Genomic DNA, 12,865 nt, shown 5'->3' with positions numbered 1-12,865 from the left:
TTTTTGGCCGTTTCCTTGGCAGGGTGCGGCCTTTTTTTTGCCTGAAATTCACACATCACCAAAATCTCAGTTTGGAAAACGGTCAGGGTGGGAGGGGGCTTGCTCCCGATGGCAGTGGTTCAGCCAATAAATTGGTGGCTGACAGATCGCTATCGGGAGCAAGCCCCCTCCCACTTTTGATATTGAGTGGTTATGTGATTTTGGTTATTAATAAATAGCTTCTTATTCCTTAACGAATATAAACCCTGTCCTTATACTGCTCAGCAACGTTAGACGCTGCAGGAGGGCACACCCATGCACAGCGAGTTGATTCGTTACCTGATCGTGCCGGGCTGGCAAGGATCGCCAGAAGATCATTGGCAGAGCCATTGGCAGAACAGCCTGCCCAACAGTACGCGCGTGGAACAGGCCGATTGGCTGACTCCCCGTCGCGAAGACTGGGTGGCTGCGCTGGCCGAGGCGATTGCCGCCGACAGTACGCCGGTGATTCTCATCGCCCACAGCCTGGGCTGCATCACGGTCGCGCATTGGGCGGCCACAGCACCGCTGGCGTTTTTGCGTCAGGTGCGCGGCGCCTTGCTCGTGGCTCCGGCTGATGTCGAGCGCCCGGCCTGTGCCCCCGCCCTACGCAACTTTGCACCCATCCCCACCGACTTGCTGCCGTTTCCCAGCCAAGTGGTCAGCTCCGACAACGACAGCGCCGTCAGCGCTGCGAGAGCCTTGGAGCTTGCGCGCCATTGGGGCGCCGAAGCCGGCATTTTGTCAGGGGCCGGTCATATCAATGTGAAGTCCGGCCACCAGCGATGGGAGCAGGGTTTCGCCTACCTTTATCGCTTGCAAAGCCGTCTCGAACATCACGCCCGGCGCACTGCCTGATATTTTTTCAACGCCCCGTCCCTTGAGCGGATTGGGGGCGGGAGCCTGCCATGAGTCATGAAACCTACGGCCAGCCACTGCTGACCTTCCCCGATTCGGAAAAAAGCCCGCTGAGCATCCGTGCCAAGGCGTTGGTGTTTGTCGACCCGCGTTCGCGGCAACTGCGCGAAGACCTAGAAAACCTCGCGCCGCTGGCCTTGCCCGTGTTGATTCGCGGCGAGACCGGTACGGGTAAAGAGCTGCTGGCGCGGCAGATCCACCGTGGCAGTGACCGCACCGGGCTGTTCGTGTCAGTCAATTGCGGTGCGATCAGCCCCACCTATGCCGATGCCGAGTTGTTCGGATACGCCGCCGGCAGCCACAGTGGCGCGGCCAGTAGCCGCGCTGGGTGGTTTGGCTCGGCCAATGGCGGCACGTTGTACCTGGACGAAATCGGTGACTTGCCCCTGCCGATCCAGGTGAAACTACTCGCCGCCCTGGAAAACCATGAAGTCACCCGCGTCGGCGCCCATCAGCCAAGCCCGGTGGATGTGCGCCTGGTGGCCGCGACGAGCATCGACCTGGCCCAGGCGGTGGCGGCCGGCAAGTTCCATGAGCGCCTGTTCCACTACCTGAGCGAGGGCCAACTCGAGCTGCCGGCCTTGCGCGAACGCGTCGGCGATATCCTGTCCCTGGCCGAATATTTCCTCGGCATCTACAGTCAGCGCCTGGACCTTCCGGTGCCGCTGATCAGCGACGCCGCCCAGCGTGTGCTGGAGCGCCACAGTTGGCCGGGCAATACGCGTGAACTGGAAAACGTGATCCATTTTGCGCTGCTGGTCAGCAGTGGCGATGAGATTTTGCCCGAGCATTTGAACCTGCCGGTGGCCGGCTCACCGCTGGAACAGGTGCAGCGCCTGTTCAGCACTGCCACGCCGGCGGAGCAGGAAACCTTGCGCAAATGGCTACATGAACAAAATGGAATATCAACGTGAATAAAAGATATTGTTCGGGAATAAAAAATCTAGGTATTGTCCCTTCCACGCCGCGATAGCACTTCGCTGGCACACCACATAAAAACGGTCGTCAGAGACGCCCCGGAATTTCGATAAGGACACTGCATGAAAAAGGTTCTGTTGTTTACCGCACTGGCGGCTGCCCTGACTGCAAGCCTGGCCCAGGCCAACGAGAAGCTGGTGGTCGCCGCGACCCCGATCCCGCACGCCGAGATCCTTGAGCTGGTCAAGCCGACCCTGGCCAAGGAAGGTGTGGACCTGGACATCAAAGTCTTCACCGACTACGTGCAGCCAAACGTGCAGGTGGCCGAGAAGCGTCTGGACGCCAACTACTTCCAGACCCTGCCGTACCTGGAAAACTTCAACAAGGGCAAGGGCACCAACCTGGTCACCGTGGTCGGTGTGCACGTCGAACCTTTCGGCGGCTACTCGAAGAAGATCAAGAACATTTCCGAGCTCAAAGATGGCGCCACCGTTGCCATTCCAAACGAAGGCTCCAACAGCGGCCGTGCCCTGTTGCTGCTGCAGAAGGCCGGTGTGATCACCCTGAAAGACCCAAGCAACGCCCTGGCCACGCCGAAAGACATCGCCAGCAACCCCAAGCACCTGAAATTCAAAGAACTGGAATCGGCGCTGTTGCCACGCGTGCTGGATCAGGTTGACCTGGACCTGATCAACACCAACTACGCCCTGGAAGCTGGCCTGAACCCAGCCAAGGACGCGCTGATCATCGAAGACGCCAAGTCGCCATATGTGAACTTCCTGGTGGCTCGCCCGGACAACAAGGACAGCGATGCTATCCAGAAACTGTCCAAGGCCCTGACCAGCCCTGAAGTCAAAGCCTTCATCGAGAAGAAGTACAACGGCGCGGTCGTGCCTGCGTTCTGATGTAAGCCAGAGCCCCTTCAAGGTTTGAATTGTGGGAGGGGGCAAGCCTTAATGCCAGTCAGTTAAGGCTTAACGCTGTCACTGTGGGAGGGGGCTTGCTCCCGATAGCAGTGTGTCAGTCACCAGATTTATTGGCTGATTCACCGCTATCGGGAGCAAGCCCCCTCCCACAATTTGTTTCTGCCTCTCACTGTGACTCTTCAGTGTTTTAGATAGCGCGGCTGTTGATCGCGCGGCGCAACGCCACCAACCACTTCACCAGCTCCTGCGGATCCATCGGTTTCGCTTCATTCATTGTTCGATCCCTCGAATCTTTCGACCCCAAAACCATAGTTGCCGCTGGCCAAACCCGCGAGTTCGAGGGTTATCTTTTTGGGTGATATCAATATGCTATTTTGGTATTTAAATTTTATTTTTTATACCTTTAAAGTTCGTGCTACCCGACGTTACCCACGTCGATATGGATTGCACTCGCCGCCTTACCCTGCGGCGTCACGGACTCACGATGACCTTCGATTTCGCATTTATCCTCAGCACCTTGCCGGCGTTTCTCCGCGCCGTTGGGGTGACGCTGCAAGTGGGCCTGATCGCCATCGCCACCTCACTGCTGGTGGCGCTGGTCAACGCAGCGCTGCTGGTGTTTCGCACGCCGTATTTGTCGCGCCTGGTGGCGCTCTATGTGGAGCTGGCGCGTAACACGCCGCTGCTGATCCAACTGTTCTTCGTGTACTTCGCCTTGCCGGCCCTGGGTTTCAATATCTCCGGGTTCTGGGCAGCGATCATCACCATGACGTTCCTCGGCGGCGCCTACCTCACTGAAGTGCTGCGCGCCGGTGTAGAAGCGGTGCCACTGGCGCAGATCGAGTCGGGCAAGTCCATCGGCCTGTCCGACTGGCAGCTGTTGCGCCATGTGATCCTGCCTCAGGCCGGCATTCTCAGCCTGCCGGCGTTGTTCGCCAATTTCATTTTCCTGCTCAAGGAGACCACGGTGGTGTCCGCCGTGGCGGTGCCGGAGATTCTCTACACGACCAAGAGCTACATCGCGCTCTACTACAAGACCTACGAAATGCTTGCCGTGCTGACGCTGATTTGCGTGTTGCTGTTCTTACCGCTGTCGTTGCTGCTCAGCCGCCTGGAAAGGAGGCTCCAGCATGGCCAGTTCGGGTCTTGAGTTGTTGTGGGTGTCGTTGCCGCAACTGGGCAAGGGCGCTGCGCAAACCCTGTCGATATCTTTGTTGAGCATCGCCTTCAGCACCGTCGGCGGCGTGGTGTATGGCGTGTTGCGCATGCTGAACAACCGGGCGCTCAACCGGGTGCTGCGGGTCTACCTGGAGCTGTTCCGGGCGATTCCGGTGCTGGTGTGGCTGTACCTGCTGTTTTTCGGCCTGCCGATTTTCTTTGGCCTGAGCATTCCGAGCTTCTGGTGTGCGGTGTTGGTGCTGTCGCTGTGGGGCGCCAGTGAAGTGGGCGAAGTGGTGCGCGGCGCGTTGCATTCGTTGCCCCAGGGCCAGCGCGAAGCGGGCTTGTCGATTGGCCTGTCCACGCCCCAACTGTACGGCTACGTGCTGCTGCCCCAGGCCCTCAAGCGCATGACGCCGCCGACCATCAACGTCTACACGCGGATCATCAAGACCAGTTCCCTGGCCGTGCTGATTGGTGTCGTGGATGTGATCAAGGTCGGCCAGCAAATCATTGAACGCACCTATGAGTCGGTATTGATCTACGGCGTGCTGTTCCTGTTTTTCTTCTTTATCTGCTACCCGTTGTCGGCCGCCTCCAAGCGGCTGGAACGGCGCTGGGCCCAAGCATGAGCGCATTGATCGAGTTCCAGGGTTTCAACAAATACTTTGGCGAGGCGCAGGTGCTCAAGGGCATCGACCTCTGCGTGCAAAGCAGCGAAGTGGTGGTGATCCTCGGCCCCAGCGGCTGCGGCAAGAGCACCTTGCTGCGCTGCCTCAACGGGCTGGAAGTTGCGCATAGCGGCAGCCTGCGTTTTGCCGGCAGAGAGCTGTTGGATAAATCCACGGACTGGCGCCAGGTACGCCAGGACATCGGCATGGTGTTCCAGAGCTACCACCTGTTCCCGCATATGAGCGTGCTCGACAACATCCTGCTCGGCCCATTGAAAGTACAAAAACGCGACCCCCGTGAAGCTCGCGAGCAGGCGGAAAAACTACTGCAACGCGTGGGCCTTGCCGACAAGCGGGATGCCTTCCCGCGCCAGCTCTCCGGCGGCCAGCAGCAACGCATCGCCATCGTGCGTTCGTTGTGCATGAACCCTCAGGTCATGCTCTTTGATGAGGTCACCGCAGCCCTCGACCCGGAAATGGTCAAGGAAGTGCTGGAGGTGATCCAGGACCTGGCCCGCGATGGCATGACTTTGCTGATCGTCACCCACGAAATGGCCTTCGCCCGCGCCGTCGCCGACCGCGTGGTGTTCATGGAGGCCGGTCGCATCCTCGAACACAACACCCCCGAAGAATTCTTTACGAACCCGCAAACCGCACGCGCGCAGCAGTTCCTGGAGAAGTTCTCCTTTGTTTCAACACTGCCCAAAAAGACCAAGGAACTGGAGCTGATATGAAAAAGTTACTGCTGCCACTGTTTGCCGTCGCGTTGCTGGCCGGCTGCGATAAAAAGGCCGAAGAGCCTGCCAAACCTGCGGCCGCCGCCGCGAGCTACATCGACAAAATCAAAGCGCGCGACAAGCTGATTGTTGGCGTATTTACCGACAAGCCGCCGTTCGGCTTTGTGAATGAGGCGGGTCGCTACGTCGGCTTCGATACCGACATCGGCCGTCAATTTGCCAAGGACCTGCTGGGCGATGAGAACAAAGTCGAGTTCGTTGCCGTCGAGCCGGCCAGCCGTATTCCGTTCCTGCAAAGCGACAAGGTCGACCTGATCCTCGCCAACATGACCGTCACCCCGGAACGCAAGGAAGCCGTGGATTTCACCAACCCCAACCTCAAAGTCGCGGTACAAGCCCTGGTGCCCAATGACAGCGCGGTGAAGAGCCTGGATGACCTGGCGACCCGCACCACCATCGTGACCACCGGCACCACCGCCGATATCTGGCTGACCAAGAACCATCCGGACTGGAAACTGCTCAAGTTCGAGAAAAACTCCGAGTCGCTGCAAGCGCTGTCGGCCGGCCGGGGCGATGCGTATGCCCAGGACAATCTGGTGTTGTTCAGTTGGGCCAAGCAGAACCCTGGCTATCGTGTGCTGCAAGAAAAACTCGGTGACGAAGCGCCGATTGCACCGGCGGTGAAGAAGGGCAATACCGAACTGCGCGATTGGGTGAATGCCGAGTTGGCAAAGCTGGGCGAAGAGAAGTTTTTGCTCAAGCTGTATGACCAGTATGTGCGTAAGGAACTGAGCGATGACACCTCGCCTGAGAGCGTGATTGTCGAAGGCGGGAAGTGGCAGGGCTGATAGCCTTACCCCTGTAGGAGCGAGCTTGTGTGGCGAGGGAGCTTGCTCCCGCTGGAGTGCGAAGCACTCCCAGACCGGTTGACGAAGTGTATCTGACACATATCGATCGCACGGTTTGGGGCCGCTTCGCAGCCCAGCGGGAGCAAGCTCCCTCGCCACGACAAGCTCGCTCCTACAGGGGGTATACCTACTCCGGCCAATGCCAGGCCGGCGCATCCAGCATCCCCTGCCCGACGATCTGGGTTTCCCCCAACACCTTCTCCAGCACAATCGAGTTGCACCCCTCATCCTGCTGCAACGCTGCAATCAAGCGGCTGGCATGGGATACCACCCACACCTGACACTGCCGGGACGCCTGGATGATCAAGCGGGCCAACGCCGGCAACAAATCCGGGTGCAGGCTGGTTTCCGGTTCGTTGAGCACCATCATGGTCGGCGGCCGTGGCGTCAGCAGCGCCGCGATCAGCAGCAGGTAACGCAAGGTCCCGTCCGACAGCTCCGCCGCCGACAACGGCCGCAGCAACCCTTCCTGATAAAACTCGATGGCAAAGCGCCCGCCCTGCAACGGCTGGATATTCAAGCGTGCACCGGGGAAGGCATCGCTGACAGCACGCTGCAACGCCTCGGGGTCGCCAATTTCGCGGATGGTCTGCAAGGCCGCCGCCAAGTCCCGACCATCGTGGTGCAGCACGGGCGTGCGGGTGCCTAATTGCGGTTGGCGCACGGGGGCGTCCACGTCGCTGCGAAAGTGATCATAGAAGCGCCAGCCACGAATGCTTTCGCGCAGCAACAGCACCTCCGGCGAGCCACGCAGGCTGCCGACCTGATCGAACAGGCTGTGGTAGTTGGGTGTATGTTGGGCCAGTACGTCCCAGGAGCGGCCGTCACGCGCCCGCACCATGGGGCCGGAACGCTGCACCAGCAGGCTGGCTGGGCGATAGATAGGGCCGGCCCAGATGCATTCCTTCTTGACCTGCGGGTCGAGGGAAAATAACGACGTTGTCGGCTCAGGCAGCCCCAGTGAGATGGCGTAACTGAAGTCCTCCCCGGCAAAGCCCAGGCGCAAGCGTTTCACGCCTTGGCGCACGGTGGATTCAATCGGTACCTCGCCTTTGCGCATGCGCCGGCTGATGTTTTCCGGCCCGGCCCAGAACGTCGAGTCCAACCCGCCCTCGCGGGCCAGTGCGTTGATCACCCCGCCCTGGGCGGTTTCCGCCAGCAGGCGCAGGGCGCGGTACAGGTTGGACTTGCCGCTGCCATTGGGGCCGGTGATCAGGTTGAGCCGGTCCAGGGGCACCACCAATTTATTGATCGAACGGTAATTGGCGACGGCGAGGGTTTTCAGCATGGGTCAGTAACCGGTAGGGGAACCATTGGAGTATGGGAGCCTCCATGCAGATAAGGAACCCTCAACTAAGCTCACAGTCGCATACACTCTGGCAAGTCGGCATCACGCAAAAGGAGCCTGCATGGGCGGTCGTATTTCCACCTGTATCATCGGCTTGGGCCTACTGACGCTATTGAGCGGCTGTGGCGAGGAAAAGGCCGAACCCAAGCAACATTCCAGGGTCTTCGTGCAGACCGTGCAGCCGGCGGATTTTGCCGCAGCCGTCACGCTCACCGGCGATATCCAGGCCCGGGTGCAAACCGACCTGTCCTTTCGCGTGGGGGGCAAGATCATCCAGCGGATGGTGGATGTGGGTGACCGCGTGAGCGCCAGGCAAGTGCTGGCCAAGCTCGACCCCAAAGACTTGCAGACCAACGTCGACTCCGCCCAGGCCCAGGTCGTGGCGGAGCAGGCCCGGGTCAAGCAGACGGCCGCCGCCTTTGTGCGTCAGGAAAAGCTGCTGCCCAAGGGCTATACCAGCCGCAGTGAATACGACGCCGCCCAGGCCGCGCTGCGCAGCAGCCAAAGCGCGCTGACCGCGGCCCAGGCTCAATTGGCCAATGCCCGCGAACAACTCGGCTACACCGCGTTGGTCGCTGACGCCCCTGGCGTGATCACCGCGCGCCAGGCCGAAGTCGGCCAAGTGGTACAGGCCACCGTACCGATCTTCAGCCTGGCCCGGGACGGCGAGCGCGACGCCGTGTTCAACGTTTACGAATCCCTGCTGGTGGAACCGCCGCCGGAGGCTCCGATCACCGTCAGCCTGTTGGATAATCCCAGCATCAAGGCCGTGGGCAAGGTGCGTGAAGTGACCCCGGCCGTGGCCGCGAATACCGGCACCGTCCAGGTCAAGATTGCCCTGCAGAGCCTGCCCAAGGGCATGGAGTTGGGTTCGGTGGTGAGCGCCACCGCCAATGGCCCGGCCAAGGCCAGCGTCGAACTGCCGTGGTCGGCGTTGACCAAAGACCTCAACGAGCCTGCTGTTTGGCTGATCGACGCTGACGGCAAGGCGCAACTGCACAAAGTCAGCGTGGCGCGTTACCTCACCGGCAAAGTGATCATCGGCGACGGCCTCAAAGGCGGCGAAAAAGTCGTGGTAGCCGGTGGGCAATTGCTGCATCCCGGCATGCTGGTCGAGATCGCCCAGCAAGGAGCCCAGCCATGAAGCGCCTGACGGCATTACTCGCCGCCAGCCTGTTGCTGGCGGCTTGCTCCAAGGAAGAGGCGCCGCCCGAGCCTGTACGCCCGGTGCTGTCCATGCAAGTGAAGGCCGAGGACCAGGAAAACCTCGGCCGCTTTGCCGGCACCATCCAGGCTCGTTATGAGAGCAACCTGGGGTTCCGTGTGCCCGGGCGTATCGCACGGCGTGCGGTGGATGTGGGCGCCGAGGTGGAGCAGGGCGCTCTGCTTGCCGTGCTCGACCCCACCGATCAACAAAACCAACTGCGTGCGGCCCAGGGTGACCTGGCTCGGGTGCAGGCGCAGTTCATCAACGCGCAGGCCAACGCACGTCGCCAGCAAGAGTTGTTCAACCGTGGGGTGGGCGCCCAGGCCCAGCTCGACGCGGCCCAGACCGACCTGAAAACCACCCAGGCGTCCCTCGACCAGGCGCGCGCGTCGGTCAACCAGGCCAAGGACCAGCTCAACTATGCTGAGCTGCGCACCGATCATGCCGGTATTGTCACCGCCTGGAATGCCGAAGCCGGCCAGGTGGTGAGTGCCGGCCAGCAGGTGGTGACCCTGGCCCGCCCGGATATCAAGGAAGCCGTGATCGATCTGCCTGCCGGCCTTGCCGAGCGGCTGCCCGCCGATGGGGTGTTCGTGGTTGCCGGGCAGCTTGACCCTAGCGTACAGACCACCGCCACTGTGCGTGAGATCGAACCTCAGGCCCAAAGCGCCACGCGCACCCGGCGTGCGCGCCTGACATTGGCCGAGACCCCGCCCGCGTTTCGCCTCGGTACGGCAGTCAGCGTGACCTTGAGCACCGCCATTGCGCCGCGTATCGAAGTGCCGCTGAGTGCCTTGCAGGAGGTCGACGGCAAGACCCGCCTCTGGCTGCTCGATACCCAGAGCCAGACGGTGCAGCCGCGTGACGTCACGGTGCTCAGCCGTGACGCCGACAGCGCCTTGCTCAATGGCGGGGTCACACCCGGCGAACGCATTGTCACCGCTGGCGTGAACAGCCTGAAACCCGGGCAGAAAGTCAAAATCGATGAGGACAGCCCGCGATGAAAGGGAGCTTCAACTTATCCGACTGGGCCCTCAAGCATCAGTCCTTCGTCTGGTACCTGATGTTCGTCGCACTGCTGATGGGCGTGTTCTCGTACATGAACCTGGGCCGCGAGGAAGACCCCTCGTTCACCATCAAGACCATGGTGATCCAGACCCGTTGGCCGGGGGCGACCCAGGAAGAAACGCTCAAGCAGGTCACCGACCGCATTGAGAAGAAGCTCGAAGAACTCGATTCCCTCGACTATGTGAAAAGCTACACGCGCCCGGGTGAATCCACGGTGTTCGTGTTCCTCAAGGACACTACCAGCGCCAACGCCATCCCCGAGATCTGGTATCAGGTGCGCAAGAAGATCGACGACATTCGCGGCACCTTCCCCCAGGGGTTGCAAGGCCCATCGTTCAACGATGAGTTCGGCGATGTGTTCGGTTCGGTGTATGCCTTTACCGGCGACGGCCTGTCGATGCGCCAGTTGCGCGACTACGTCGAACAGGTGCGTGCCGAGATTCGTTCGGTGCCGGGCCTGGGCAAGGTCGAGATGATCGGCCAGCAGGACGAAGTGATCTACCTGAACTTCTCCACGCGCAAACTCGCGGCGCTGGGTATCGACCAACGCCAAGTGGTGCAAAGCCTGCAATCACAGAACGCGGTGACGCCTGCCGGGGTGATCGAGGCCGGGCCGGAGCGGATTTCCGTGCGCACCTCGGGGCAGTTCGCCTCGGAAAAAGATCTGGCCAACGTCAACCTGCGGCTCAATGACCGCTTCTATCGCCTGGCGGACATCGCCGACATCAGCCGTGGCTACGTCGACCCGGCGCGGCCGATGTTCCGGTTCAATGGCAAGCCGGCCATCGGCTTGGCGATTGCCATGCAGAAGGGTGGCAACATCCAGTCCTTCGGCAAGGCGTTGCATGAACGCATGGATGAGCTGACTGCGGACCTGCCGGTGGGCGTCGGCGTGCATAAGGTCTCCGATCAGGCCGAAGTGGTGGAGGAGGCCGTGGGCGGTTTCACCAGTGCACTGTTCGAGGCGGTGGTCATCGTCCTGGTGGTGAGCTTTATCAGCCTCGGCATGCGCGCCGGGCTGGTGGTGGCGTGCTCGATCCCGTTGGTGCTGGCGTTGGTGTTCGTGTTCATGGAATACAGCGGTATCACCATGCAACGGGTGTCGCTGGGTGCCTTGATCATCGCGCTCGGCCTGTTGGTGGACGATGCGATGATCACCGTGGAAATGATGATCACGCGTCTGGAAAAAGGTGAAACCAAGGAGCAGGCGGCCACCTACGCCTACACCTCCACCGCGTTCCCGATGCTCACGGGCACGCTGGTGACCGTCGCAGGCTTCGTGCCGATTGGCCTCAACGCCAGTTCGGCGGGCGAGTACACCTTTACCCTGTTCGCGGTAATTGCCGTGGCCATGCTGGTCTCGTGGGTGGTGGCGGTGCTGTTTGCGCCGGTGATCGGTGTGCATATCCTCAGTGCCAACGTGAAGCCGCACAATGCCGAGCCAGGACGGATCGGCCGCGCTTTCAATGGCGGCATGTTGTGGGCCATGCGCAACCGCTGGTGGGCGATCGGTATCACGGTGGCGCTGTTCGTGGCGTCGGTGTTCTCGATGCAGTTTGTGCAGAACCAGTTCTTTCCGTCGTCGGACCGCCCGGAAATTCTCGTCGACCTCAACCTGCCGCAGAACGCCTCGATCAATGAGACCCGCAAGGCCGTCGACCGCCTTGAAGCGATCATCAAGGATGACCCGGACATCCAACGCTGGAGCACCTATATCGGCCAGGGCGCGATTCGTTTCTACCTGCCCCTCGACCAGCAACTGGAAAACCCCTACTACGCGCAGTTGGTGATCGTGAGCAAAGGCCTGGAAGAGCGTGGCGCCTTGATTGCGCGCCTGCAAAAGCGTCTGCGCGATGACTTCGTCGGCATCGGCAGCTATGTGCAGCCGCTGGAAATGGGCCCGCCGGTAGGGCGGCCGATTCAGTATCGCGTGTCCGGCAAAGACACCGACCAGGTGCGCAAGCACGCTATCGAACTGGCCACTTTGCTCGACCAGAACAGCCACCTGGGCGAGATCATCTACGACTGGAACGAGCCGGGCAAAGTGTTGCGCGTGGACATCGCCCAGGACAAGGCGCGGCAACTCGGGCTGCCGTCGGAAGACGTGGCGCAGTTGATGAACAGCGTGGTCAGCGGAGCCTCGGTGACCCAGGTGCACGATGATATCTACCTGATCAACGTGGTCGGCCGCGCCGAAGATGCCGAGCGTGGCACGCCGGAAACCCTACAGAACCTGCAGATCGTCACCCCCAATGGCACCTCGATTCCGCTGCTGGCGTTCGCCACCGTGCGCTATGAGCTGGAGCAGCCGCTGGTGTGGCGCCGCGACCGCAAACCGACCATTACCGTCAAGGCTTCGGTGCGCGATGAGATACAACCCACCGACCTGGTCAAACAGCTGGCGCCGACCATCGAGAAATTCAGTGCCGGGTTGCCGGTGGGCTACAAGGTCGCCACAGGCGGCACCGTGGAAGAAAGCGGCAAGGCCCAAGGCCCGATCGCCAAGGTGGTGCCGCTGATGCTGTTCCTGATGGCGACTTTCCTGATGATCCAGCTGCACAGCGTGCAGAAGATGTTCCTGGTGGCCAGTGTCGCGCCGCTGGGGTTGATCGGCGTGGTGCTGGCGTTGATTCCTACGGGTACGCCCATGGGGTTCGTGGCAATCCTGGGGATTCTGGCGCTGATCGGCATCATCATCCGCAACTCGGTGATTCTGGTGACCCAGATCGACGAATATGAACTGGCGGGCTATACGCCGTGGGATGCGGTGGTGGAAGCCACCGAACATCGGCGCCGGCCGATCTTGCTCACGGCGGCGGCGGCGAGCCTGGGCATGATCCCGATTGCGCGTGAAGTGTTCTGGGGGCCGATGGCCTACGCGATGATCGGCGGGATCATCATCGCAACATTGTTAACACTTTTGTTTTTGCCTGCGCTGTATGTGGCTTGGTACAAGATCCGGGAGCCCAAACCAGAACAGAACTGAAC

The 12,865-nt window shown here is 61.0% G+C and carries 11 protein-coding genes; 10 read left to right on the top strand and 1 reads right to left on the bottom strand.

All coding sequences use genetic code 11. The features are described from left to right. Nucleotides 1-294: 294 nt before the first annotated feature. The 7 genes from ACQRBT_RS08030 to ACQRBT_RS08000 all read left to right on the top strand — a co-directional run bounded on the left by ACQRBT_RS08030 (nucleotide 295) and on the right by ACQRBT_RS08000 (nucleotide 6,194). Nucleotides 295-876 carry an alpha/beta hydrolase gene (locus tag ACQRBT_RS08030; protein ID WP_060755559.1) on the top strand — a complete coding sequence of 194 codons (582 nt, stop codon included), beginning with the start codon at nucleotides 295-297 and terminating at the stop codon, nucleotides 874-876. A 50-nt stretch (nucleotides 877-926) separates the two neighbouring features. Next, on the top strand, nucleotides 927-1,850 hold the full coding sequence (locus tag ACQRBT_RS08025; RefSeq protein WP_060755560.1) for a sigma 54-interacting transcriptional regulator: 924 nt from the start codon (nucleotides 927-929) through the stop codon (nucleotides 1,848-1,850). A 126-nt stretch (nucleotides 1,851-1,976) separates the two neighbouring features. Then, nucleotides 1,977-2,759 (top strand): MetQ/NlpA family ABC transporter substrate-binding protein, encoded by a 783-nt coding sequence (locus ACQRBT_RS08020; protein WP_060755561.1) that lies wholly within the window; start codon nucleotides 1,977-1,979, stop codon nucleotides 2,757-2,759. A gap of 505 nt (nucleotides 2,760-3,264) precedes the next feature. After that, nucleotides 3,265-3,930 carry an amino acid ABC transporter permease gene (locus tag ACQRBT_RS08015; protein WP_060755562.1) on the top strand — a complete coding sequence of 222 codons (666 nt, stop codon included), beginning with the start codon at nucleotides 3,265-3,267 and terminating at the stop codon, nucleotides 3,928-3,930. Further along, on the top strand, nucleotides 3,911-4,570 hold the full coding sequence (locus ACQRBT_RS08010; RefSeq protein ID WP_412046536.1) for an amino acid ABC transporter permease: 660 nt from the start codon (nucleotides 3,911-3,913) through the stop codon (nucleotides 4,568-4,570). The genes ACQRBT_RS08015 and ACQRBT_RS08010 overlap by 20 nt, the downstream gene beginning before the upstream one ends. After that, nucleotides 4,567-5,343: an amino acid ABC transporter ATP-binding protein gene (locus tag ACQRBT_RS08005; protein WP_060755564.1), complete on the top strand. Its 777-nt coding sequence runs from the start codon at nucleotides 4,567-4,569 to the stop codon at nucleotides 5,341-5,343. Before ACQRBT_RS08010 ends, ACQRBT_RS08005 begins: the two co-directional genes overlap by 4 nt. Next, complete coding sequence (locus ACQRBT_RS08000; protein WP_060755565.1) at nucleotides 5,340-6,194, top strand: transporter substrate-binding domain-containing protein; 855 nt, start codon at nucleotides 5,340-5,342, stop codon at nucleotides 6,192-6,194. The genes ACQRBT_RS08005 and ACQRBT_RS08000 overlap by 4 nt, the downstream gene beginning before the upstream one ends. Before the next feature lie 187 nt (nucleotides 6,195-6,381). Here the strand turns inward: ACQRBT_RS08000 and ACQRBT_RS07995 are convergent, their stop codons facing one another. Then, nucleotides 6,382-7,542, bottom strand: a complete 1,161-nt coding sequence (locus ACQRBT_RS07995) for an AAA family ATPase (protein WP_412046537.1) — start codon at nucleotides 7,540-7,542, stop codon at nucleotides 6,382-6,384. A gap of 121 nt (nucleotides 7,543-7,663) precedes the next feature. Between ACQRBT_RS07995 and ACQRBT_RS07990 the strand changes: the two genes are divergently transcribed. The 3 genes from ACQRBT_RS07990 to ACQRBT_RS07980 are packed head-to-tail and all read left to right on the top strand — an operon-like array spanning nucleotide 7,664 to nucleotide 12,863. Continuing rightward, nucleotides 7,664-8,746, top strand: a complete 1,083-nt coding sequence (locus ACQRBT_RS07990) for an efflux RND transporter periplasmic adaptor subunit (protein WP_412046538.1) — start codon at nucleotides 7,664-7,666, stop codon at nucleotides 8,744-8,746. Beyond that, nucleotides 8,743-9,813, top strand: coding sequence for an efflux RND transporter periplasmic adaptor subunit (locus ACQRBT_RS07985; protein ID WP_412046539.1), 1,071 nt, complete (start codon nucleotides 8,743-8,745; stop codon nucleotides 9,811-9,813). Before ACQRBT_RS07990 ends, ACQRBT_RS07985 begins: the two co-directional genes overlap by 4 nt. Further along, complete coding sequence (locus tag ACQRBT_RS07980) at nucleotides 9,810-12,863, top strand: efflux RND transporter permease subunit (protein WP_412046540.1); 3,054 nt, start codon at nucleotides 9,810-9,812, stop codon at nucleotides 12,861-12,863. Before ACQRBT_RS07985 ends, ACQRBT_RS07980 begins: the two co-directional genes overlap by 4 nt. Nucleotides 12,864-12,865: the final 2 nt, after the last annotated feature.

The organism is Pseudomonas sp. R19M, from assembly GCF_050312585.1.
GTDB classification, from domain to species: domain Bacteria; phylum Pseudomonadota; class Gammaproteobacteria; order Pseudomonadales; family Pseudomonadaceae; genus Aquipseudomonas; species Aquipseudomonas palleroniana.
Note: the sequence above shows the minus strand (reverse complement) of the source record. Positions and strands in the feature narration are given on the sequence as shown.

Bases quoted from the DNA above. Each gene is read 5' to 3' on its own strand.
- ACQRBT_RS08020 (WP_060755561.1), top strand. From the start codon at position 1,977: ATGAAAAAGGTTCTGTTGTTTACCGCACTGGCGGCTGCCCTGACTGCA.
- ACQRBT_RS08005 (WP_060755564.1), top strand. From the start codon at position 4,567: ATGAGCGCATTGATCGAGTTCCAGGGTTTCAACAAATACTTTGGCGAG.
- ACQRBT_RS08030 (WP_060755559.1), top strand. From the start codon at position 295: ATGCACAGCGAGTTGATTCGTTACCTGATCGTGCCGGGCTGGCAAGGA.
- ACQRBT_RS08015 (WP_060755562.1), top strand. From the start codon at position 3,265: ATGACCTTCGATTTCGCATTTATCCTCAGCACCTTGCCGGCGTTTCTC.
- ACQRBT_RS07995 (WP_412046537.1), bottom strand. From the start codon at position 7,542: ATGCTGAAAACCCTCGCCGTCGCCAATTACCGTTCGATCAATAAATTG.
- ACQRBT_RS07980 (WP_412046540.1), top strand. From the start codon at position 9,810: ATGAAAGGGAGCTTCAACTTATCCGACTGGGCCCTCAAGCATCAGTCC.
- ACQRBT_RS08000 (WP_060755565.1), top strand. From the start codon at position 5,340: ATGAAAAAGTTACTGCTGCCACTGTTTGCCGTCGCGTTGCTGGCCGGC.
- ACQRBT_RS08025 (WP_060755560.1), top strand. From the start codon at position 927: ATGAGTCATGAAACCTACGGCCAGCCACTGCTGACCTTCCCCGATTCG.
- ACQRBT_RS08010 (WP_412046536.1), top strand. From the start codon at position 3,911: ATGGCCAGTTCGGGTCTTGAGTTGTTGTGGGTGTCGTTGCCGCAACTG.
- ACQRBT_RS07985 (WP_412046539.1), top strand. From the start codon at position 8,743: ATGAAGCGCCTGACGGCATTACTCGCCGCCAGCCTGTTGCTGGCGGCT.
- ACQRBT_RS07990 (WP_412046538.1), top strand. From the start codon at position 7,664: ATGGGCGGTCGTATTTCCACCTGTATCATCGGCTTGGGCCTACTGACG.